The following is a 23,118-nucleotide window of genomic DNA, read 5'->3' on the forward strand; positions in this document are numbered from 1 at the left end:
GTCAGGCCGGCCCCGGTCTTCCCAACGCAGGCGAGGGTGGTGGATTAAACCCAGGCGGCGTCGGTTATAACGGCCTTGTACCCAATCTTAATTGCTGCAGATTGCCATCCAGATGGATGCCGGTATCAAGCGTCGCCACCTGTTGGCAGGTAAAGGCTATTTCCCGCTGCTGTTCGAGCCTGGCGCGCCACTTGCCGCCCAGTTGATCCAATTGCTGATACAGCGCGGCTAAGGATCCGGCCTGGCCGATTAGCAGGGCGGCGGTTTTGGGACCGATGCCGGTGACGCCCGGGATTTTGCTGCCGCTGATGCCGGCCAGGCCCCAGTAATCGGTAAGCTGCCGCGGCTGTACGCCAAAGGTATGGGTGACGAACGGCATATCCAGCCAGCGTTTCTGGAAATAATCACGGATTTGAATCGACGGCGACAGCAGTTGGCAATATCCCTTGTCGGTGGAAACCAGCGTCACGCGGTGGCCCGCCGCGGCCACTTTGCATGCCAGCGTCGCGGCAATATCATCCGCTTCAAAGCCAGTCATCTGCCAGCTGGATACGCCCGTTCGGGCAAAAGACAGTTTGATGTCCGGCAGCAGAAGCCGCAAATCCTCAGGCATCGGCGAGCGGCCGCCCTTATAGCCTGGCAACCGCTGGTGCCGCCAGCTCTCATGACGTTCCTCATCGTCGAATACCGCCACCGCGTGAGTCGGCGCGCTGTGCAGGATTAACTGCTGCAGCGCATGCAGACAGGAGGCCGCGCAGGACGCTCCCTGCACCGCGTGGATGCGGCGTATCAGGTTTAACGCATCGACAATCAATAAGTGAACCGACATGGCATACCGTCCTGATTATTTACCGGCGCGGCGGCAAGCCGGGCCGGTAAGCCGTGGTGCCGCCCTGCCGGGCCGCGAGGCGCGGGATTAAATACAAATCTCGTAGCAGGGGATATAAGCGCTGCCGGGCAGCTTCATCCGGTGCTGGGCGACAAAACCCTGCAACAGGGCGTCCATGCGTTTCATGATGGCCGGGTCGCCATGCAGCTTATAGGGACCGTACTGCTCAATCAGGCGGATGCCGGTTTCCTTGACGTTGCCGGACACGATGCCCGAAAAGGCCCGGCGCAGCGCGGAGGCCAGCTGTTCGGCCGGCTGGTCGCGATGCAGGTTCAGGTTGGCCATATTTTCATGGGTCGGGTCGAACGGATGCTGCAGGTCCGGCGCGATGCGCAGCGACCAGTTAAAGCTGTAGGCGTCGCCGGTGTTGCGACGGTTTTCCTTCACTTCCGGCATCGCTTTTTTCATGCGCCGGGCCACTTCGGCGGCATCGTCGATAATGATGGTGTAATACCGGCGGGCCTGCTCGCCCAGGGTGCTGACAATAAACTCGTCCAGGACCCGGAAATAATCGGCGCTGATGCCGGGACCGGTCAGGATCAGCGGCAGCACCTGGTGTTTATTCTCCGGGTTCATCATGATGCCGAGCAGGTAAAGCAGCTCTTCGGCAGTGCCCACGCCGCCGGGGAAGATAATGATCCCATGGCCGATACGCACGAAGGCTTCGAGGCGTTTTTCGATATCCGGCATGATAATCAGCTCGTTGACCAGCGGGTTAGGCGGCTCGGCGGCGATAATAGAGGGTTCGGTCATGCCGATAAACCGCCCTTCCTTGTAGCGCTGCTGGGCATGGCCCACGGCCGCGCCTTTCATGGGCGCCTCCATGGCGCCCGGACCGCAGCCGGTGCAGATATTCAGCTCGCGCAGGCCCAGTTGGCTGCCGACATTGCGCGCATAAAGATATTCGGTTTCATTGATGGAATGCCCGCCCCAGCAGACGATCATGTTCGGCGCCTCGCCCACGTGCAGGCCGCGGGCGTTGCGCATGATGGAAAACACCAGGTTGGTGATATGGACGGAGTTTGTCATGTCCAGGTGCTGATGATGGCCGGCACTGACAATCTGGCCGTTGACGAACAGGATATCGCGCAGCACCGCGAACAGGTTCGCCTGCAGCGAGCGGATAATCCGGCCGTCGACAAAGGCTTCCTCGGGCGGGTTGACCAGCTCGAGCTTGACGCCGCGCTCGCGGCGCAGCACGTTGATATCGAAATCCTGATAGCGGGCCAGCAATTCCTTGCTGCTGTCAGTCTGGCTGCCGGAATTGAGCACCGCCAGCGAACAGTTGCGGAATAAGCGGTAAAGATCGCTGCTGGCGGTACGCTTGAGCATATCGACTTCGAGTTGTGACAATAAATCCATTGAGCCAAGGGGGCTGATATGCGTAATCAATATAACTCCTTGTGTGCGACTCGGCACAAAATGCAAACAGACAGTCGACGCGGCCGCTGGAGCGCACGATGGCGGCGCGTTCGCTGTTTTCTAGTCAGGTTAACCATAATAATATCGGCGCGGTTTTACCAACGGTCCGCGCCAAAATGCCTCTGAGTTGCGCGCTTGCGCGCATTATTGCCGCGCCAGGCGGCTTTTTGACGGGACAAAATCCGTATTGCTCCGCCAGGGATTGATGTCCAGGCCGCCGCGCCGGGTATAGCGCGCGTACACCGCTAAGCGCTCCGGCCGGCAAAAACGCATCAGATCGGTATAAATCCGCTCCACGCATTGCTCGTGAAATTCATTATGCTGGCGAAACGATACCAGATAACGCAGCAGGGCTTCGCGATCGATACGCGGGCCCCGGTAGCTGATTTGGACGGACCCCCAGTCGGGCTGGTGGGTAATCAGGCAGTTGGATTTCAGCACGTGGCTGACCAGGGTTTCGCTGACCGGCTGGGCGCCCGCGGCGGCATTCTTCAGCCAATCGGCGTTGAAGGCGTAGTCATCGATGGCGATGTCCTGCTCGTCGATGCACTCGCCGGTAAAATCGGCAACCGGCTGATTTGTCAGCTCGCCGAGCCTGAACAGCGTAACGCCCACTTCGCCCACGGCGCACCGGGCGAGATCGCGGGTTAATATTTCCCGCACCGTGGCCCAGTCGGCAAACCGGGTTTGATTGAAACTGTTAAGATAGAGCTTAAAGCTTTTGGATTCAATCAGGTTAAGGCTTTGCGCGTTCAGGATGACTTCACCCATTGCGACCTGGGGCAGGCCCTTATCGTTGAGCCACGACAGTTCATAAAGCGTCCAGATATCGGCGCCGTGAAACGGCAGCGCCCGCGCGTCGATGCCCAGCGGCTCGCGATTGAGCGCGCGCGGCACCGCCTGCAGCAGCGTGGCGTCGTACCGGTCGCGATAGGCGGTGGGTTTACCCAGCGTCAAATGATCCAGGGTGTGGCGTTCTTCATTCAAGGACATAATAGAGTATCCGGCATGTTCCGTAGTGCAATGCGCTTAGTGTAACGTAGAGAGTCGTAAGATGAGAGAGAATATGGATTACCAAGTGTCACAGTCATTACAGGATTTCACCCGCCGTTATCTGCGCCACTGGCAGTCTCTCACCGGCCATGGGCCCGCCAGCCAGGCGCTGTATGGCGTTCCTTCTCCCTGCGTGGTAAGCGAGGACGACGGCCGGGTAGTCTGGCAACCGCGCCAGCCGGAAGAGGCGTTGACCCTCGCCGGCGTCGAGCGGGCGATGGACATGCAGCTGCGTCCGGCGGCCTGGGATTTTTATTGCACCCAGCTTGCCGGCGATATGGCCGCCTCTTTCCAGGGCCAACCCCTGGAGCTGCTGCAAGTCTGGAGCGCGGCGGACGGGGTGCGCATCCAGGAAAACCTCATCGGCCACCTGCTGATGCAAAAGCGGCTTAAGCTCCCTCCCAGCGTATTTATCGCCACCACCGACTCCGAGCTCAGCCTGGTGTCTTTATCCAACCTGACCGGCGAAGTCCTGCTCGAAGAAGTCGGCCGGAAAAAAAATACGGTGCTGGCGCCGACGCTGCAGGACTTTTTATCCCGCCTCGATCCCTGTGTTACATGAAAAACCGAGCGGGTTTTGCAACAATGCATGTGAGAGATCTCTTACATTTCATGTAAGACAAAGCTATTAATTCAGGTTTTTTTAATCACTGGAAAGCGGAATTAAACGCTATTAATCAATAAATTAATTAGCAGAATTAACAGTGCGGTGGTAAACAATGTTCGCTATTAACAGTGATCGTCTTGTATAAGCGGTTCGATTAAGCGATCTTACCATTCGGTTCAGGACGCGGCAAACGCCGTTGGTATTGGGCCAGCCTATTAGGGAAGGGCCCAGGACGGGCTGCAACAGGGATGGCTTCATGAAGAGGCCCGGACGATTCAGGATGATGAGCGGGACACCTCCAGGATGGAGAATGTGCGCGGGTCAGGGAGTACCGGCGGGGCGGGAATGCCTGCAGGAAATACGTTGGAGAACGTAGGCGGCTTTCACGGATGGAGATTGCCGACAAGGAGTGTTGCCAAGTTATCGTGAATATAACGCTTATCATGGATGAAGGCAGGGAGCACAACAATAGCGGGATTGCTATAAACGAACCGGGGGTACTGTAGCGATACAGTACCCCCTTTTCTTTGGCGCGCCGGGCATGGCGCGTAGCGTCTTGACAGGCGCTGTCCCTTGACCGTGGTGGTTAAGGGGCGACTTGGCGGTGAAAGCCCTCTGCACACCCGGCGAGGGGGACGTGCTAGCTGAACGGCAAGGGTGCCCACCGCGAGGTGGGATCTGAAGGCAGCTGAAGGCAACATGCTGGCCTAACGAACAGGGATCGGTTTAGGCGAGACAGCGGGATAAGGAGGCAAATATCATCAAAGCCCCAATACTTGCACAGAACGCTGTGACATACAGTGGAGAGGTATAAGCAGGGCGGTCACGCGCATCATCCGGGGAGAGCTATACGTTTGCCATGGTACTACCGAGCGCTGAGAGGCGACGGAATGAACGTACAGAAGTCAGCCGAGGCCCGTAGTAGCGGTGCAAAACCGGCATGGTGAAGGGCTGAACATTTACAACCGTGATCAGGACAGGTTATTTCGATGCGTATTGATGAGGCACAAGCGCAGAATACCGCGGCCCGGACAGGAGGAAGCGCATAGTATTTGCAAGAGCCTGACGCGGATGCTGAAATGCGCACGGCGCAACCTGAGCAAACGAAAGCGGAACAACCGTTGTCAATCGAAGCGGTGATAACCCGCAGCAACCGGGTGCTGGCCCGTCAGCGGGTGATTGAGAACAAATGCGCGCCGGGTGTAAATACCCTGGGCCTCGGGGAACTCAAAGACTGGCTGAAACGGCTTTGGCCGACGGTCAAAGCGGCCCCGCTGGACGGTAGCTTTATACCGCGGGCGATACGTCGGGTCGAGCTCCCCAAACCTAATGGCGTAGTCAGAGTCCTGGGTATCCCCACGGCCGTGGACCGATTGATCCAGCAGGCCATCCAATAGCACCTTACCCCTTACTATGAGCCTACGTTTTCCGAGTTTAGCTACGGCTTTAGGCCGGGACTCAACGCATGGCAGGCAGTGCGTCAAGCACAGGCCTAAGTGCGAAGTGGTCGGCGCTGCGTGGTGGATAGGGATCTGGAAAAATTCTTTGACCGGGTTAACCACAATATCATGATGTCGAGACGAAGCCGCAAAATCAAAGATGCCAGATTGCTCAAGCCCATCAGGCGGTACCTGGAAGCGGACCTGGTCAATGGTAAGGTGGCGACAAAGCGACGGGAGGGAATGTCGCAGCGCAGTCCGTTATCGCCGTTACTCTGCAACCTGCGATTGACCGGCCTTGACCTTGAGCTGGAGCGCAGGGGCGCCGGTTCCGCCGTTACGCAGATGACTGTAATAATACGTGAGCAGTCGCAAAGCGGGGAAAAGGCGATGAACTCGATAAGCCGGTACCTGTAAAAGCATCTCCATCTGTCGGTAATTCCAAACAAAAGCGCGATGGCCGGGCCCTGAGAGCGCAAGTTCCAGGGATATAGCCTGACGTGGCACAAACGGGTAAAACTGAAGATAGCCGCGAGCAGCGTGGCAAGGCTGAAGGATAAAATCCGCAGCCTGACGACAGGCGACTGTTCAAAAGCGCTGAAAACGGTGATCGGCGGGCTTGCGCCGGTGCTACGAAGGTGGATAAGTTACTGCCGGCTGACCAAAGTCAAAGGGATACTGGACGAAATGGATGGCTGGGTTCGCCGTAAACTGCGTTACTGCTGTGGCGGCACTTGAAAAGGACGAGCAAGCGGGCAAGGATGCTGATGAAAATAGGCCTAGGTGAAGAAAGGGCGTGAATATCGGCGTCGATCCGACGGGGTCTCTGGTAGAACGCGGGGGCCAGTCATATGAACCACGCGTTAGCGAAGAAAGTGTTCGAGCGCTTAGGACTGTGAACACTGCTGGAGTTGTATAGTGAGTTCCAGCGCTGTAAATGAAGCGCCGTATACGGAACCGTGAGTACGGTGCCGTGAGAGGACGGTAGGAGCAATCCCGCCGCCTACTCGATGGCGCGCCGCCTATTACGCAAAGTATTTTGCCGTGCGTTGCCCCCTGGATTTTCCTGCCGGTTAAAAGAAATTAAATATAATTAAATCTATTAGATATCTATTTATTTGAATTTACCCGCCGGCATCAACCAAACATCAACAAGTGAATGTTTTGTTTATAAAGCCCGCCATTATAATTGTGTTTTTTCTAGAAAAAACAGTACGCTGGCAACCTGATTCGCTCATCTTATAATAATGAGAACTGATTATGCCCATAAATAATGTACAACAAAATTTAAATCATACCCTTTCTTCACTGATGGAAGAAGGTAAAAATAATAATCATTTTCTCAAGAAAGAAATAAGAATTATTTATACAAAAGAGGTCCATGGGGAAATTGAGTCTTTTGAAAAAATGTTTTTAACAAAATATATTCTTCAAGTGAAGAATGATTTCGATGATATAATTGATATAATGGGATTTGATAAGCATTTAAGCAAGTCTATAAATATATTCATTCAAAAATTGGCAGACCCAAGTGAGATACATCCCTCGATTAAATATAATATATATCATGAGCTTAGTAATTGGCTTCTGCAATTAAAATCCCTTAAGAAACCAATATGCGAGACGATAGTAGATGAAGTTAGAAATACGCTCAGCGATCTTGAATATTGTGTTTCCGGTTCACTGATTAGAATCCAACAGACGTGCCATAAAATTAATCTAATCAAAAGTGCAGGGTTGGTTGAAAAACTTGAAAATGAAAAAAACACGATAGCGAATGATGTGATTTCCTGGTTTGTGAGTAATAATCACCAATCTATATCCGTAGCTATGGAAATACATTATGTCAATGCTTATAAATTGATGCTAAACAAAGAACATAACTGGAATCTGGCAAGCTCTGACAGCGATCCTTTCCATGGCGTGCATATGAAAGAAGAAATCAGTGAACTATTTCCACGTTTATTGATAGAGATTAATAATAACTGTCAGATGCCCGCGCTAATAAAAAAATATGGTGATTGTATTTATGAGCAGCTTGTAAATATTAGTAATAAAAAAGCTAACCATGTTATCGACGGTACTCAATGTTATTTGACTGTAGAAGGATATCGCGCCATCTTTGGCAGCCCAGAGGTTATTTCCCTTAAAATAAATGATTGGGCGATTGTAGAGGAAGGTGATATAGCCGGCCAATATCACTTGTTGCCGAATGCTGAAGGTATTTATATTGCCTTGGCCACGGCGCTTGTGGATTCTGGACAAGCTACATTAAAAAATGAAATTAGCACTCCCGACTTCAGTTTAATGTCAGCGGCCAATATATTTTGGTTTTTAGATAAAAATTCAGATATTCGTAGCCTTGTTACTCTTGAATTATTACAACAAAATAAAATAAGTGGCAAGCAAAGTTCTGAACTTTTGTATTTCGCTATTGATAATACATTAACGGAAAAAGTTTCTTATTTTTTTGACACCGAATGGTTAATAGATATTAAGGATTTTTCCAATAATATTGATAACGAAAAACGTTACAAGGCTTTATTGTTTTGTATAAATAATAATATTTTTAATGAAAAAGATTATGCCGAGTCAATGAACAAATTCGTGATGTATGCCTTGACATATAATGATACCGAGATGGTTAAGAAATTAATAACTAATAATAAGAAAACTTATAACATAAATTACAAAGATCTTCATGGTAAGACAACCTTGTTTTACGCTCTGGAAAATAATATCTCTGTTGAGATATTTGAATTTTTATTGGCAAATAATCTCGATCAAGGTAATGAAGTTCTTGCCCTCGATCAAGCCTTAATTGCGTCCGTTAATAAGAAGCGCCTCGAAGTGGTGCAGGTTTTACTGAAATATGGCGCCAAACTCATGCCTCAGAAGCATAATGGGGAAACTGCGCTGTTTATAGCTATAAAGAACGAAGATATAAATATGGCTAAACTTTTACTGGAACATAGCGCGAGCGCGGACGTCGAGCATGTCAACATGAAGGGAAATGCTCCGTTGACCTTCGCGGTCGCCAGCAATAATTTAGAAATGGTTAAATTATTACTCAGCCATGGCGCTAATATCAATCATGCCGATCTAAATGGAAAAACCGCTTTATTAATTGCCATTGCAGCTAAATATTATGACATGGCTAAAATTTTACTTGAGAATAACGCCTCTGTTCATTTTAAGGATAGAGATGGGTGGGATGCTTTGGTAAATTCAATTTATATGGACGATTTAGATTTAGTGAAGTTGATTGTTGATTACAAACCAGATTTTTATTCAAAAGATCAAGATGGAGTTCCAATGGGTATTTTGATGGCTCTAACCCAAAAACGTTACGATATAATTGAATTTCTTTTAAAAAACAATTTTGATGTGAATGAAATGATAAGTTTGGGCGCCGAAAGACCTTCATTTCCAGCTCAATTCATAGCGATCGAAGCGAATGACATTAAAATTTTCAAGATGTTTATTGATAGCGGTAAGCTAAATTTGAATATGCAAACAGATACCGGCAAAACATCGTTATTATATGCAATTGAAGTGGGAGCAACCGAGATAATAGAACTTTTGTTAAATGAGAAAAAAATCAATTTCAATTTAGAAGATGCATCAGGCGTAAATGCGTTAATGATGGCTGCTAGTAATGATTTGGGTAGTATCGTTGTTAAATTGTTCGAGAAGATTAAGTCCAATACCGATGAAACTGCTTTACCTTTGAAAACGGCTTTTTTCCTGGCAGTGGAAAGTGGACGGTTCGATCAGGTTGAAAACTACGTTAAACAAGATCACTCTTTAATTGATTCGACACAATTAACCGGGAAAACGGCTCTGTATATCGCCAGTCTGACGGGTGATACGCAAATGATTGATTTTTTGCACAAAAAATGTAATGAAGCTGGATTTTGACAATAATATTGCCAAATGAATATGTAGCCCGATAGAGAAGGATAGGGTTGCGATACGGGCAAAGCCGAGACGGTTAAAAGCGGATGCAGGTAATCAAACCGTGCCCGCTGGGCGCAAGTTAAGAGGGGTAAGATGCTTAAAAATCCTGAATGGCGCCTGGTATCGCCTTTCAGGATTATCTCCTCGCTTAGCGTTCGGGCTATTCCACGCATTGTTACAGACGGTCGCGGTCGCCGGTGCCAGCAGCTGTAATTATCAGGCTAACTTTATATGTCATAATTAGTACCGGACAAAGTTAAGTGCTATGCTTTGCCGCTTTGTCAGATCAGGCGCAGCAGTCCTTTACGGGGAGCATACGATGGATTTCCACCAACAGGTTCGCCAGCGGCTGTTTGCCGTTGAGCAGGCGATGCGTTCATTGTCAATATGGCAGCCGCAGCCGCCGGCGCGCGAGGCGTTTGAAAGCCGGGAGCCGTTTTGTATCGATACCATGCGCCCCGAAGAGTGGCTGCAGTGGATCCTGCTGCCGCGTATGCACGCCTTGCTCGATCAGCAGGCGGCACTACCGCGGCGCTTCGCCATCACGCCCTATTTTGAGGAAGCGTTTGCGCACGCCGCCGGATTGCTTACCCAGCTACAGCGGCTGGACGACTTACTTAATATCGATTCCCCCCAGGATCCCCCTACGCAGGCGCCGAAAATTCAGCATGATTGAGATCTGTTACCAGGACGAATATATCGTGGCGGTCAATAAGCCGGCAGGGTGGTTGGTACACCGCAGCTGGCTGGACCGCAAGGAAAAAATAGTCGTGATGCAAACGGTGCGCGACATGCTGGGACAGCATGTCTTTACCGTCCATCGCCTGGACCGCCCCACGTCCGGCGTGCTGTTGCTGGCGCTGTCCAGTGACGTGGCGCGCAGCTTATCCGAACAGTTCGAACAGCACGGGATCAGGAAAACCTACCATGCGGTGGCGCGCGGTTATATGGAAGGCGACGGCGTGATCGATTATGCCCTGACCCAGGAACTGGACAAGATAGCCGACAAATTCGCCCAGCCGGACAAGGCGCCGCAGCAGGCGATAAGCCATTACCGGACGCTGGCGCAGGTAGAAATGCCGGTGGCTATCGGCCGCTATCCCACGTCCCGCTACAGCCTGATGGAACTGCTGCCGCAAACCGGGCGCAAACATCAGCTGCGCCGCCATATGTCCCATTTGCACCATCCCTTGATCGGCGATTCCACCCACGGTGATTTACGCCAGAATCGCGGATTTGCCCGCACCTTTGACTGCGCGCGGTTAATGCTGCACGCCAGCTGCCTGGAGTTAACCCATCCGGTCACCGGGAAACCGTTAAAAATCAACGCCGGCTGGGACCAGACCTGGCAGGATCTGATGGTACGGTTCGGCTGGACCGGTATTATCCCTGACTATGAAAGGGTTGAGTTTCCCGGGGCATCGGGTCAGGATATGGCATCTTCTACGCTGACGGAATGAAAGGGAGTCAAAGCATGGCCCAAGTGGGTATTTTTGTCGGGACAGTCTACGGTAATGCCTTATTGGTCGCCGAAGAAGCGGAAACCCTCCTGGCCGAGGCGGGCCACGAGGTAAAATTATTTGACGAGGGCACGCTGGAGTCCTGGCAATATTATCGGCAACATCATGTGCTGATCGTGACCTCCACCACCGGGCAGGGCAATTTCCCGGACTCCATCGCGCCGCTGTTCCAGGCGGTAAAGGATCATGTCGGCTACCAGCCGGAACTGCGGTATGGCCTGATTGCCCTGGGCGACAGCAGCTATGACAATTTCTGCGGCGCCGGGCATACCTTTGACGCGCTGTTGCAGGAGCAGGGCGCGGTCAGGGTGGGTGAGCTGTTGGAAATCGATGCGCTGGCGCACCCTGAACCGGAGGTGATCTCCGGCCCCTGGGTCAAAAAATGGGCCGAACTGATCAAAAGTTAACGTCAAGCCCCGGCGCGCTATACCCGCCAACGCCGAACTCAACGCAGACGTGTTCAAGGGAGAGCGTGCCAATGGGGTCGAATCGGGCGTGCTTTTCCCGCCCGACCGAGGCCCCATGGCATGCCAGGCCCGCCAACACTGATCTCAACGCAGTCGTGTTCAAGGGAAAGCGTGCCAATGGGGTCGAATCGGGCGTGGTGTTCCCGCCCGACCGAGCGCCCCATGGCATGCCAGGCCCGCCAACACTGATCTCAACGCAGCCGTGTTCAAGGGAGGGAGTGCCAATGGGGTCGAATCGGGCGTGGTGTTCCCGCCCGACCGAGCGCCCCATGGCACGGTATGCCCGCCAACGCCGAACTCAACGCAGACGTGTTCAAGGGAGAGCGTGCCGATGGGGTCGAATCGGGCGTGGTGTTCCCGCCCGACCGAGCGCCCCATGGCACGGTATGCCCGCCAACGCCGAACTCAACGCAGACGTGTTCAAGGGAGAGCGTGCCGATGGGGTCGAATCGGGCGTGGTGTTCCCGCCCGACCGAGGCCCCATGGCACGGTATGCCCGCCAACGCCGAACTCAACGCAAACGTGTTCAAGGGAGAGCGTGCCGATGGGGTCGAATCGGGCGTGGTGTTCCCGCCCGACCGAGGCCCCATGGCGCGGTATGCCCGCCAACGCCGAACTTAACGCAGACGTGTTCAAGGGAGAGCGTGCCAATGGGGTCGAATCGGGCGTGCTTTTCCCGCCCGACCGAGGCCCCATGGCATGCTAGGCCCGCCAACGCCGAACTCAACACAAACGTGTTGAAGGGCGGACGTGCCGGCGGGATTATGGCTTATTGCGGGTCAGCTTTTCCAGATCGGCCTCGATCTCGGCGATCTTATTGGACACCACGCTGTCCAGATGGCGCAGATCTTCCAAAATCTTATGTTTCAAATCCACCTCGGTCTGATCGCGCAGACAAAGCTGATCCAGCTCGTCAATCACATAACGCAGGTTAGGGCTGATTTCGTTAATTTCGCGATAGCCCTCGGCGACGTTATCGGAAACCACGGTTTTACGCTGGCGCGGATATTTAAATTTAACGCTCTTGGCAAAAAATTCGCCTTTATCCCGCCGAAAATAAATTTTCAAAATATCGTTATTGGCTTCCTGACGCAGGCTGTATCTGTCGATATCGTCCGGATGATTAACGCCAAGGCTTTTAAGATTATCGTACATAGCGCTACCTCTGGTATGTAATGCCGGGGTTCCGGGATGATTATGACGCCCGCGGGCGCCATAAAATGTGATTAACGGCTAAGATTGCAGCCAGATATCCGGGCGGTTAACGCTTTCGCCACTAAAGATATTAGTCTATCGTACGCAACAGCTCATTGATACCGACCTTGCCGCGGGTCTTGGCGTCGACTTTCTTGACGATAACCGCGCAATACAAACTATAACTCCCGTCCTTTGAGGGCAAATTGCCGGAAACCACCACCGAACCGGCCGGCACGCGACCATAGTGCACCTCGCCGGTCTCACGGTCATAAATCTTGGTGCTCTGGCCGATAAACACGCCCATGGAGATCACCGAACCCTCCTCGACTATCACGCCTTCCACCACTTCCGAACGGGCGCCGATAAAACAGTTATCCTCGATAATAGTGGGATTGGCCTGTAGCGGCTCCAGCACGCCGCCGATACCGACGCCACCCGAGAGATGAACGTTCTTGCCAATCTGCGCGCACGACCCCACCGTCGCCCAGGTATCCACCATGGTGCCTTCATCCACGTAGGCGCCGATATTCACATACGAAGGCATCAGCACGGTATTGCGGGCGATAAACGCGCCCTGGCGCACGCTGGCGGGGGGCACGACGCGAAAACCTTCGCGCTGGAAACGGGCGGCGTCGTATTGGGCGAATTTCATCGGCACTTTATCGAAGTAGCGCGTTTCCGCCCCTTCCATAACCTGGTTATCGCTGATGCGAAAAGACAGCAATACCGCTTTTTTCAGCCATTGATGAGTGATCCATTCGCCGTTGATTTTTTCCGCCACGCGCAGTGCGCCGCTGTCCAATTGGCTGATAACGCGCTGGACGGCGTCGATGGTGACGCTGTCGGCCGTGGCCGGCGTAATGTCCGCGCGGCGCTCGAAGGCGTTTTCAATGATCTGTTGTAATTGCTGCATCCTGTCTCAGTCCCGTCTCTTGTCAAATGGATAAATGGGCGCAGCGGACCTGCCGTCCGCGCACGCACCCGTTGTATCATATTTTATCGTTTGGATTGAGCGCCTCTGTCAAGCGCCGTTCCAGTTCCTGCTGTATTTCCGGACTTAATGCGCGCCGATCGCTGCCCGCCAGGATAAATAAGTCCTCAACCCGTTCGCCGATGGTGGAAATCCTGGCGCCGTGCAGCGACACGCCCATATCGACGAACACCTCGCTGACGCGGGCCAGCAGGCCCGGCTGATCCAATGCCGTCAGTTCCAGATAGCTGCGCCTGTCGGAATGGGTCGGCAGGAACACCACCGAGGTGGCGACATTAAAATGCCGCAGCTTCGGCGAAGGACGGCGCACGCGCGGATGCTGATACTTGCCCGGCTGCAGCGTTTGCAGCAGCGCCTGGCCGATAACCTGATGGCGATCCGGCGCCAGGGGGCTGCCGTCCGGCTCCAATACCACAAAGGTATCCATGGCCATGCCGTCGCGGTTGGTAAAGATCTGCGCGTCATGCACGCTCAGGTTGCGCCGGTCCAGCTCGCCGGTCACGGCGGCGAACAAATAGGGACGGTCCTGGTTCCAGATGAAAATTTCGGTGCCGCCGCGGGTGGCCTGCGGGCTTATCAGTACCAGCGGCTCATTGGACCGGTGGCGCAGCAGATGGCGGGCGTGCCACGCCAGCTGATTCGGCGAGTGGCGCAGAAAATAATCCGCGCGGCAACGGCTCCAAATGGCGTGCAGCGCTTCTTCGTCGATGTTCTCCATTCGCAGCAGCGACAGCGCCTGCATCCGGTGGTGGCGGATCCGGGCGCGCATATCCGGCGCGCTTTGCATACCGCGGCGCAGGAGTTTTTCGGTGGCGAAAAACAGCTCGCGCAGCAGGCTCTGCTTCCAGCTGTTCCAGAGGGTTTCATTGGTGGCGCAGATATCCGCCACCGTCAGGCACAGCAGGTAATGCAGCCGGTTTTCGGTTTGCACCTCGGCGGCGAATTCCCGCAGTACGTCCGGATCCTGGATATCCCGCCGTTGCGCCGTGACCGACATGACCAGATGATAACGCACCAGCCAGGAGACCAGTTGGGCTTCGCGGGCGTGCAGGCCGTGCAGCTCGGCAAATTCCAGCGCGTCTTTCGCCCCCAACTGGGAATGATCGCCGCCGCGCCCCTTGGCGATATCATGGAACAGCGCCGCCAGCAGCAGCAGATGCTGGTGCGCCAGGCGCGGGAACAGCTCGACGCATAACGGATGCTGCGGACGCACTTTTTCGTCGGCGAAACTTTCAAGCTTCATCAAGACGCGGATGGTGTGCTCATCCACCGTATAGGCATGGAACAGGTCGAACTGCATCTGCCCGACGATATTGCTCCACTGCGGCATATAAGCCCAAAGCACGCTATGACGGTGCATGGGCAGCAAGGCGTGCCGCACCGCGCCGGGATGGCGCAGGATGGCCAGGAACAACTGCCGCGCCTTGGGGTTGTTGCACAAGGGTTCGGCCAGATGACGGCGGGCGTAGCGCAGCTGGCGCAGCGTGGCGGAATAGATGCCGGTGATCTTCTGGTGCACCACCATCTGGTAGAACATGCGCAGTATGGCTTCCGGCTCGCGCGCGAACAGCGTTTCGTCGCGCAGGTCGATAAGGCTGCCGCGCAGCTGGAAGTCGGCGTCCAGCGGCTGGGGTTTATCGTCCGGCCCCAGGGCCAGGATGGCCTCGTCGAACAGCTGCAGCAGCATCTGGTTCAGCTCGCCGATGCGGCGGGTGACGCGGAAAAAATCCTTCATCATCCGTTCGACCGGCAGATTGCCCTCGCCGCCGTAGTGCAGGATTTGCGCCACGCTTTGCTGGCGGTCGAACAGCAGCCGGTTATCGTACCGGTTCAGCACCAGGTGCAGCGCGAAACGGATGCGCCAGAGAAAACTCTGGCATTCGATAAGTTCATCGCGCTCGGCCTGGGTAAGAAAACCGAAGCCGACCATTTCATCCAGCGACGTGGCGCCGAAATGACGATGGGCCACCCAAAGCAGGGTATGGATATCCCGCAGGCCGCCCGGGCTGCTTTTGATATCCGGCTCCAGGTTATAGCTGGTGCCGTGGTAGCGCTGGTGCCGCTCTTCCTGCTCCGCCAGCTTGGCCGGGAAAAATTCACGGGAAGGCCAGAATTCCTCGCTGAAAATGCTCTTTTGCAATTTCAGGAATAACGCCACATCGCCGCAGATCAGCCGCGACTCGATCAAATTGGTGGCGACGGTCAGGTCCGCCAGCCCTTCCTGCAGGCATTGCTCCAGGGTGCGCACGCTATGGCCGACTTCCAGTTTTAAATCCCACAGCAGCGTCAGCAACTCGCTGACGGCATGGGCCTGCGTGGCCGAAAGCGGATCCTGGCTCAGCACCAGCACGTCGATATCCGATAAGGGATGCAGCTCCGCGCGGCCATAGCCGCCTACCGCCACCAGCGCCGTTTCCGGCGCCGCGCCGAAGCCGTACAACCGCCACAGCTGGCGCAGCAGCTGATCGATATACAGCGCCCGCGCGTCGATCAGCGTCTCCGCCGACACCCCGGCGTTAAACGCCTCGGCCAGCCAGGTCTGGAAATCATCCAGCCGGCTTTTGAGAAAAGTGCGGTTCAAGGCGTCGTCCGGCCAGGTCAGCGGCGAGGCGGGCTTGGCCGGCAGGACGGCGGTGGCGGCGGGCTTGTCGGCGTACAGCAGGATTTTATCCGGCATAGGAGACCCATGGTAAAGCCGGTAGGTCCGGGGCGGGGCACATCGGCCCCGGACTACCCGCGGGAGGAGAAGACATGGCGCGCGGGACGCCGCCGGCGGGCGGGCGCCGCGCGGTTAACAATCAGGCCGCGTGCGTAATGACCGTCGGCAGCGTATCGTCGCTGCGCAGGGTCATGATTTCACAACCGCTATCGGTGACCACAATAGTATGTTCGTATTGCGCCGACAAGCTGCGATCCTTGGTCTTTACCGTCCAGCCGTCCTTCATGGTGCGGATGCGGTAGTCGCCGGCGTTGACCATGGGTTCGATGGTAAACGCCATGCCCGGCTGCAGTATCACGCCGCCGTCATCGGCATCGTAGTGCAGGACCTGCGGCTCTTCGTGAAAACCCTCGCCGATGCCGTGCCCGCAATATTCGCGCACCACGGAAAAATTTTCCGCCTCGACAAACTGCTGGATGGCCTTGCCCAGCGTGCGCAGGCGAATGCCGGGCTTCACCATATTGATGGCCAGGTACAGGCTCTCCTTGGTGATGCGGCACAGGCGCTCGCCGAGGATGGTCGGCTTGCCGACGATAAACATTTTCGATGTGTCGCCGTGGAAGCCATCTTTAATGACCGTCACGTCGATATTGATGATATCGCCGTCCTTAAGTATTTTTTCATCCGAGGGAATGCCGTGGCACACGACTTCGTTAACCGAAATGCAGACCGACTTCGGGTAACCGTGATAGCCGAGGCTGGCGGAAATGGCGTGCTGATGAACGGTGATATGCTCATGGCACAGGCGATCGAGCTCGCCGGTGCTGACGCCCGGGACAACATAGGGCTCGATTATTTCCAGCACTTCAGCGGCAAGCCGGCCGGCAACGCGCATTTTGGCGATATCATCGGAATTTTTAATTGGAATGGCCATGAATAGATCCACAGTCGGCGTGAAAGTCGACAAATTATGATTAAGCTTAAGTAGAGGATAATGTTACCAGTCCAGCCATAAGACTGCCAAATTATCATTTGGTGCCGGTGCCGTGACTGAACAAAGAGTGGAGTCCGGGCGCGGATTATGGTATAAAGCGCGCCGACGATCGGCGTAGAGTATTTTGGTCCTATGCGCCGTTCAGATCAACTAAACTCAATTGTGTAATTACACACACGTGTCGGCACATGCGCCGGGGTGCCTTGGCCAGTAAGGCGGGGTCGGTCGTATGGGACACGTGGAGGCATAACCCCAAACTTTAACAAGAGGTTTAATCATGGCTACTGTTTCCATGCGTGACATGCTCAAAGCGGGTGTACATTTCGGTCACCAGACCCGTTACTGGAATCCGAAAATGAAGCCTTTCATCTTCGGTGCGCGTAATAAAGTACACATCATCAACCTTGAGCAGACGGTACCGATGTTCAACGACGCCCTGGCCGAATTGAACAAAATTGCCTCCCGCAAGGGTAAAATTCTGTTTGTCGGCACCAAGCGCGCGGCAAGTGAAGCGGTAAAAGAAGCTGCCAACAGCTGCGATCAGTTCTTCGTGAATCATCGCTGGTTAGGCGGGATGTTGACCAACTGGAAAACGGTTCGTCAGTCCATCAAGCGTTTGAAGGATCTGGAAACCCAGTCCCAGGACGGCACGTTCGAAAAGCTGACCAAAAAAGAGGCGCTGATGCGCACTCGCGAACTGGCCAAGCTGGAAAACAGCCTGGGCGGGATCAAGGATATGGGCGGCCTGCCTGACGCGCTGTTTGTTATCGATGCCGAGCACGAGCACATCGCTATCAAAGAAGCGAACAACCTGGGCATCCCGGTGTTCTCTATCGTTGATACCAACTCCGATCCGGACGGCGTGGACTTCATCATTCCGGGTAACGATGACGCCATCCGCGCCATCAACCTGTACCTGACCGCCGTTGCCACCGCCGTTCGCGAAGGCCGCTCTCAGGACCTGGTTGAACAGGCCGAAGAAAGCTTTGTAGAAACTGAGTAATAAGGCATGCTCTTCATTGAGCCCTTATTAACCAAGTTTTAACTATGTTGGTTAGAGGGCCTGGCTTCAGGCCCTCTTTTTTACCTATCCCCCTCATGGGATAACGAGGAAAAAATAATGGCTGATATTACCGCCGCCCTGGTGAAAGAACTGCGTGAACGCACTGGCGCAGGCATGATGGAATGTAAAAAAGCGCTGGTTGAAGCTCAAGGCGATATCGAGCTGGCTATCGACAATATGCGTAAATCCGGTCAGGCCAAGGCCGCCAAGAAAGCGGGCCGCGTTGCCGCCGAAGGCATCATCCTGACTAAAATCGCCGCCGACGGCAAATACGGCGTTATCGTCGAGCTGAACTGTGAAACCGATTTCGTGGCCAAAGACGGCGGATTCAAAGCCTTCGGCGACGAAGTGATCAGCGCGGCCCTGGCCGAACGCATCACGGATATCGAGACGCTGAAAGCCAAATTTGAAGATCAGCGCGCCGCGATGGTTGCCAAGATCGGCGAAAACATCAATATCCGCCGCGTAGCCGCATTGGCGGGCGACGTGCTGGGTTCTTACCTGCACGGCGCGCGTATCGGCGTTATGGTGGCCGCTACCGGCGCCGACGAAGAACTGGTCAAGCATATTGCCATGCATATCGCCGCCAGCAAGCCTGAATATGTCCATGCCGAAGACGTACCGGCGGACGTGGTGGCCCGTGAGCACCAGATCCAGCTGGATATCGCCATGCAGTCCGGCAAGCCGCGTGAAATCGCCGAGAAAATGGTTGAAGGCCGCATGCGTAAGTTTACCGGCGAAATCTCCCTGACCGGCCAGCATTTCGTGATGGATCCGAGCAAGACCGTGGGCCAGTTGCTCGAAGAGCATAAAGCCACTGTTGCCGACTTCATCCGTTTTGAAGTGGGTGAAGGCATCGAAAAAGCGGAAGTCGACTTCGCCGCCGAAGTTGCCGCCATGAGCAAACAGTCTTAAATTAGAACTCCGGAACCGCCATCAGGCGGTTCCTTTTTATGAGCTGAAATAAAGTCAGGGGACTTTTGCCGCATAAAAACTGCAACGCGCGGTCCAGCAGTCGGATCCGCCCATCTCGTTATCGCTGCTTAGGAACAGAACAAATGGCAACCAATGCAAAACCCGTATACCAGCGTATCCTGCTTAAATTGAGCGGTGAAGCCCTGCAAGGCGCAGAAGGTTTTGGTATCGACGCTAGCGTCCTGGATCGCATGGCCCAGGAAGTGAAGGAGCTGGTCGAGCTGGGCATCCAGGTCGGCGTGGTGATAGGCGGCGGCAATCTGTTTCGCGGCGCGGGACTGGCCCAGGCGGGGATGAATCGCGTGGTCGGCGATCATATGGGCATGCTGGCGACGGTAATGAACGGGCTGGCGATGCGCGACGCGCTGCATCGCGCCTATGTCAACGCCAGGCTGATGTCGGCCATTCCGCTTAACGGCGTGTGCGATAACTACAGCTGGGCCGAGGCCATCAGCCTGCTGCGCAACAACCGCGTGGTCATCTTCTCCGCCGGTACCGGCAATCCTTTCTTCACCACCGACTCCGCCGCCTGCCTGCGCGGCATTGAGATCGAAGCCGACGTGGTGCTGAAAGCCACCAAGGTGGACGGCGTATTTTCCGCCGATCCGGTGAAAAACCCTGATGCTACACTGTATGAACAGCTCAGCTACCAGGACGTCCTGGAGCAGGAGCTGAAAGTGATGGATTTGGCGGCGTTTACCCTGGCGCGGGATCATAATATTCCCATCAGGGTATTCAATATGAACAAACCCGGCGCGCTGCGGCGGGTGGTGATGGGCGAGAAGGAAGGCACGCTCATTACCAAGTAGCATTTGTTCGCCAGGTTACAGTATCATGCCGATTTTACGGCAATAATAGACACGACTGGCTGCGGCTGGTCAGACTATCACGGGCTTGACGTAAGCTTAAGCCCGCCCGGATAACCAGTTTCCAAGGGTTCGCAACGTGATTAATGAAATCCGCAAAGATGCAGAGCAACGCATGGAAAAATGCGTAGAAGCATTCAAAAACCACATCGGCAAAATCCGTACCGGCCGAGCGTCTCCGAGCCTGCTTGATGGTATTCAGATCGAATATTACGGTACGTCCACGCCGCTGCGCCAGCTGGCGAACGTGGTGGCCGAAGATTCACGCACTTTGGCCATTACCGTATTCGATCGCTCCCTGAGCGCCGCGGTGGAAAAAGCCATCATGGCCTCCGACCTGGGCCTGAATCCCTCGTCCGCCGGCACCGTGATCCGCGTTCCGCTGCCGCCGCTGACCGAGGAACGCCGCCGTGATCTGATCAAGATCGTGCGCGCCGAGGCCGAGCAGGGCAGGGTATCGGTGCGCAACGTGCGCCGCGACGCCAACGATAAAGTCAAAGCCATGCTCAAGGATAAAGAAATCAGCGAAGACGAGGATCGCCGTTCGCAGGATGATATCCAGAAGCTGACCGATGCCTTTATCAAGAAGGTCGACAGCGCCCTGGCCGACAAAGAAGCCGAGTTAATGGAAATCTAAGCTAACGGCGCTACGCTGACGTCATGCCGGCCTGCAGGGGCCGGCAGCGCGCCGGCCCGTCAAACACGCCGCGGCGGCCAATCAATTATATTGTTTGTCCGCCGCGGTTTTTTTTGTCGGCAACGTCATAGACAAATGTTGCGCAACGTTCCAGACTACTGTGCCTTCTTTATTTTTAACACGCGGTTGTCCAGAGTACCTCATGAGAAATTTGACGATTCTCGGCTCCACTGGTTCGGTTGGAACCAGCACACTGGCCGTTGTTCAGCAAAATCCGGAAAAGTTCGCCGTGCGCGCCCTGGTGGCCGGACGAAACAGCGCCGTCATGGCCCGACAATGCCTGGCTTTTCGTCCCGCGTATGCCTGTATGGCCGACGAGGCGTCGGCGCGTGAGCTCAAACGCCTCCTGCATGAGGCGGGGAGCGCCACCGAGGTCATGGCGGGGCCGCGGGCCGCCTGCGAACTGGCGGCTCTCGACGGGGTCGATCTGGTGATGGCCGCCATCGTGGGCGCCGCGGGGCTGCCGTCGACCCTGGCGGCAATCCGCGCCGGTAAATCCGTGCTGCTGGCCAATAAAGAGGCGCTGGTGACCTGCGGCAGGCTGTTTATAAACGAGGTTCGCCAGAGCAAAGCGCAACTATTACCGGTGGACAGCGAACATAATGCGATTTTTCAGAGTTTACCCGAACCATTTCAGCGTCAGTTAGGGTACGCTTCCCTGGAGGCGCATGGCGTGTCGAGCATCATCCTCACCGGTTCCGGCGGCCCGTTTCGCACCACGGCCCTGTCTGAACTGGACGCCATGACGCCGGATCAGGCCTGCGCCCACCCCAATTGGTCGATGGGGCGCAAAATCTCCGTTGATTCGGCGACGATGATGAACAAAGGACTGGAGTATATCGAGGCGCGGTGGTTATTCAACGCCTCGGCGGCGCAAATGGAAGTGATTGTGCATCCGCAGTCGGTGATTCATTCCATGGTGCGTTATCGCGACGGCAGCGTGCTGGCGCAGTTGGGTTCGCCGGATATGCGCACCCCCATCGCCCACGCGATGGCCTATCCCGAGCGGGTGGCGGCCGGGGTCGAGGCGCTCGATTTCTACCGCATCGGCGGGCTGACCTTCGAGCGGGCCGATGAAGCGCGCTACCCGTGCCTGCAATTGGCGATAGACGCCTGCGAACGCGGCCAGGCGGCCACCACGACGCTGAATGCCGCCAACGAAATAGCCGTGGCGGCGTTTTTGCAGGGGCGGGTGCGCTTTACCGCCATCGCCCCCCTGGTGCGCGCTACGCTTGAACGGATGGTATTGCCGGAACCGGAGAGCGTGGACGACGTCGTGGCGATTGACGCCGAGGCCAGAAGCGTGGCGGAGCGCGAAATGGCCGCTTTTATGCAGTAAAATCAGCCGGCGCGGGTCGTTGCGTCGGTCGCGGCCTGATTTGTTCCGCCGCTGCTGAAATGATATAGTCAGCGCCAATTGTCTCCAGGATGATGGCTGGCCATAAGAAATCCGGAGTGAGCCGTGTGAGTACACGGCTTTTTTGCGCATTCGGGGCCTACTGTTCCGGAAAGACGGTTGTATTCTTATTGAGGAAATACGTAAGCGTTATGTCGTCCGAAAATCAGCACGAGGCTACTATTCTGTCATCATCCACTCCCCGTCACGTGGCCATCATCATGGATGGCAACGGACGTTGGGCGAAAAGCCGGGGAAGATTACGCATCTTCGGGCATAAAGCGGGGGTGAAGTCAGTCCGTCGCGCGGTCAGTTTTGCCGTCAGCCATCATTTTGATGCTCTGACGCTCTATGCCTTCAGCAGCGAAAATTGGAACCGGCCGACGCAGGAGGTGTCCGCATTGATGGAATTATTCGTCAGGGCATTGGACAGCGAAGTAAAAAGCCTGCATAAACATAACGTTCGTTTACGTATTATCGGCGATACTAGCCGTTTCGGCCTGCGTTTGCAGGAGCGAATCCGCCGCTCAGAGGCCCTGACGCAAAATAACACTGGCTTAACCCTCAATATTGCCGCGAATTATGGCGGCCGTTGGGATATTATTCAGGGCGTGAAGCGACTGGCCGAAGAAGTGCAGGAAGGGATATTGCGTCCCGACCAGATAGATGAGGACGCCCTGTGCCGGCATGTCTGCCTCAATGAACTCGCGCCGGTGGATTTGGTAATTCGCACCGGCGGAGAACATCGCATCAGTAATTTTTTATTATGGCAGATAGCCTATGCCGAACTCTATTTTACCGATGTGCTGTGGCCGGATTTTGACGAAGACGTTTTTGAAGGTGCGCTGAATGCTTTTGCTCAACGTGAGCGGCGCTTCGGAGGAACTACGCCTAATGATGCCAACGCGTCCTAGGGGGGATTT

General features: G+C 55.0%; 21 protein-coding genes. 14 read left to right on the forward strand and 7 right to left on the reverse strand.

The window, feature by feature from the left end; genetic code table 11:
- Positions 1-64: 64 nt before the first annotated feature.
- The 3 genes from xni to queF all read right to left on the reverse strand — a co-directional run bounded on the left by xni (position 65) and on the right by queF (position 3,304).
- Positions 65-829, reverse strand: a complete 765-nt coding sequence (xni, locus tag ACL2XN_RS22760) for a flap endonuclease Xni (RefSeq protein WP_410013700.1) — start codon at positions 827-829, stop codon at positions 65-67.
- An 87-nt stretch (positions 830-916) separates the two neighbouring features.
- Positions 917-2,281: a nucleotide 5'-monophosphate nucleosidase PpnN gene (gene ppnN / locus ACL2XN_RS22765; RefSeq protein WP_410013701.1), complete on the reverse strand. Its 1,365-nt coding sequence runs from the start codon at positions 2,279-2,281 to the stop codon at positions 917-919.
- A gap of 174 nt (positions 2,282-2,455) precedes the next feature.
- Positions 2,456-3,304 (reverse strand): NADPH-dependent 7-cyano-7-deazaguanine reductase QueF, encoded by an 849-nt coding sequence (gene queF / locus ACL2XN_RS22770; RefSeq protein ID WP_410013702.1) that lies wholly within the window; start codon positions 3,302-3,304, stop codon positions 2,456-2,458.
- A 73-nt stretch (positions 3,305-3,377) separates the two neighbouring features.
- On the opposite strand from queF, the gene syd reads away from it, so the two are divergent.
- The 8 genes from syd to ACL2XN_RS22810 all read left to right on the forward strand — a co-directional run bounded on the left by syd (position 3,378) and on the right by ACL2XN_RS22810 (position 11,297).
- A complete protein-coding gene (gene syd, locus ACL2XN_RS22775) occupies positions 3,378-3,926 on the forward strand; it encodes a SecY-interacting protein (RefSeq protein WP_410013703.1) in 549 nt (182 codons plus the stop codon).
- A 1,097-nt stretch (positions 3,927-5,023) separates the two neighbouring features.
- Entirely contained in the window at positions 5,024-5,368 is a 345-nt protein-coding gene (locus ACL2XN_RS22780; protein WP_410013704.1) for a hypothetical protein, read from the forward strand.
- A gap of 99 nt (positions 5,369-5,467) precedes the next feature.
- Entirely contained in the window at positions 5,468-5,827 is a 360-nt protein-coding gene (locus tag ACL2XN_RS22785) for a hypothetical protein (RefSeq protein WP_413729531.1), read from the forward strand.
- A gap of 123 nt (positions 5,828-5,950) precedes the next feature.
- The gene (locus ACL2XN_RS22790; RefSeq protein ID WP_410013705.1) at positions 5,951-6,148 is read left to right on the forward strand and encodes a group II intron maturase-specific domain-containing protein; all 198 of its coding nucleotides are present in this window, start codon (positions 5,951-5,953) and stop codon (positions 6,146-6,148) included.
- A 522-nt stretch (positions 6,149-6,670) separates the two neighbouring features.
- Entirely contained in the window at positions 6,671-9,331 is a 2,661-nt protein-coding gene (locus ACL2XN_RS22795; protein ID WP_413729532.1) for an ankyrin repeat domain-containing protein, read from the forward strand.
- Between the two features lie 358 nt (positions 9,332-9,689).
- A complete protein-coding gene (locus ACL2XN_RS22800; protein ID WP_410013707.1) occupies positions 9,690-10,046 on the forward strand; it encodes a YqcC family protein in 357 nt (118 codons plus the stop codon).
- Positions 10,039-10,830 carry a tRNA pseudouridine(65) synthase TruC gene (truC, locus tag ACL2XN_RS22805; RefSeq protein ID WP_413729533.1) on the forward strand — a complete coding sequence of 264 codons (792 nt, stop codon included), beginning with the start codon at positions 10,039-10,041 and terminating at the stop codon, positions 10,828-10,830. The genes ACL2XN_RS22800 and truC overlap by 8 nt, the downstream gene beginning before the upstream one ends.
- A gap of 14 nt (positions 10,831-10,844) precedes the next feature.
- Positions 10,845-11,297, forward strand: coding sequence for a flavodoxin (locus ACL2XN_RS22810; protein WP_410013709.1), 453 nt, complete (start codon positions 10,845-10,847; stop codon positions 11,295-11,297).
- An 822-nt stretch (positions 11,298-12,119) separates the two neighbouring features.
- On the opposite strand, the gene ACL2XN_RS22815 is transcribed toward ACL2XN_RS22810, so the two are convergent.
- The 4 genes from ACL2XN_RS22815 to map all read right to left on the reverse strand — a co-directional run bounded on the left by ACL2XN_RS22815 (position 12,120) and on the right by map (position 17,138).
- The gene (locus tag ACL2XN_RS22815) at positions 12,120-12,512 is read right to left on the reverse strand and encodes a DUF3461 family protein (protein WP_410013710.1); all 393 of its coding nucleotides are present in this window, start codon (positions 12,510-12,512) and stop codon (positions 12,120-12,122) included.
- 130 nt (positions 12,513-12,642) lie between these two features.
- On the reverse strand, positions 12,643-13,467 hold the full coding sequence (gene dapD, locus ACL2XN_RS22820; protein WP_410013711.1) for a 2,3,4,5-tetrahydropyridine-2,6-dicarboxylate N-succinyltransferase: 825 nt from the start codon (positions 13,465-13,467) through the stop codon (positions 12,643-12,645).
- Between the two features lie 76 nt (positions 13,468-13,543).
- The gene (gene glnD / locus ACL2XN_RS22825) at positions 13,544-16,222 is read right to left on the reverse strand and encodes a bifunctional uridylyltransferase/uridylyl-removing protein GlnD (RefSeq protein WP_410013712.1); all 2,679 of its coding nucleotides are present in this window, start codon (positions 16,220-16,222) and stop codon (positions 13,544-13,546) included.
- Between the two features lie 121 nt (positions 16,223-16,343).
- Positions 16,344-17,138 (reverse strand): type I methionyl aminopeptidase, encoded by a 795-nt coding sequence (gene map / locus ACL2XN_RS22830; protein ID WP_410013713.1) that lies wholly within the window; start codon positions 17,136-17,138, stop codon positions 16,344-16,346.
- A gap of 337 nt (positions 17,139-17,475) precedes the next feature.
- Between map and rpsB the strand changes: the two genes are divergently transcribed.
- From rpsB to ispU, 6 genes are all read left to right on the forward strand, one after another.
- Positions 17,476-18,201 (forward strand): 30S ribosomal protein S2, encoded by a 726-nt coding sequence (gene rpsB / locus ACL2XN_RS22835; RefSeq protein ID WP_410013714.1) that lies wholly within the window; start codon positions 17,476-17,478, stop codon positions 18,199-18,201.
- 117 nt (positions 18,202-18,318) lie between these two features.
- Entirely contained in the window at positions 18,319-19,176 is an 858-nt protein-coding gene (tsf, locus tag ACL2XN_RS22840) for a translation elongation factor Ts (RefSeq protein WP_410013715.1), read from the forward strand.
- Positions 19,177-19,319: 143 nt separating this feature from the next.
- A complete protein-coding gene (pyrH, locus tag ACL2XN_RS22845; protein WP_410013716.1) occupies positions 19,320-20,045 on the forward strand; it encodes a UMP kinase in 726 nt (241 codons plus the stop codon).
- 136 nt (positions 20,046-20,181) lie between these two features.
- On the forward strand, positions 20,182-20,739 hold the full coding sequence (gene frr / locus ACL2XN_RS22850) for a ribosome recycling factor (RefSeq protein ID WP_410013717.1): 558 nt from the start codon (positions 20,182-20,184) through the stop codon (positions 20,737-20,739).
- Positions 20,740-20,941: 202 nt separating this feature from the next.
- Entirely contained in the window at positions 20,942-22,138 is a 1,197-nt protein-coding gene (gene ispC, locus ACL2XN_RS22855; RefSeq protein ID WP_410013718.1) for a 1-deoxy-D-xylulose-5-phosphate reductoisomerase, read from the forward strand.
- A 209-nt stretch (positions 22,139-22,347) separates the two neighbouring features.
- Positions 22,348-23,109: a (2E,6E)-farnesyl-diphosphate-specific ditrans,polycis-undecaprenyl-diphosphate synthase gene (gene ispU / locus ACL2XN_RS22860; protein WP_410013719.1), complete on the forward strand. Its 762-nt coding sequence runs from the start codon at positions 22,348-22,350 to the stop codon at positions 23,107-23,109.
- The last annotated feature ends 9 nt before the right edge of the window (positions 23,110-23,118 follow it).

The organism is Sodalis sp. RH22, assembly GCF_047324165.1.
GTDB lineage: Bacteria > Pseudomonadota > Gammaproteobacteria > Enterobacterales > Enterobacteriaceae > Acerihabitans.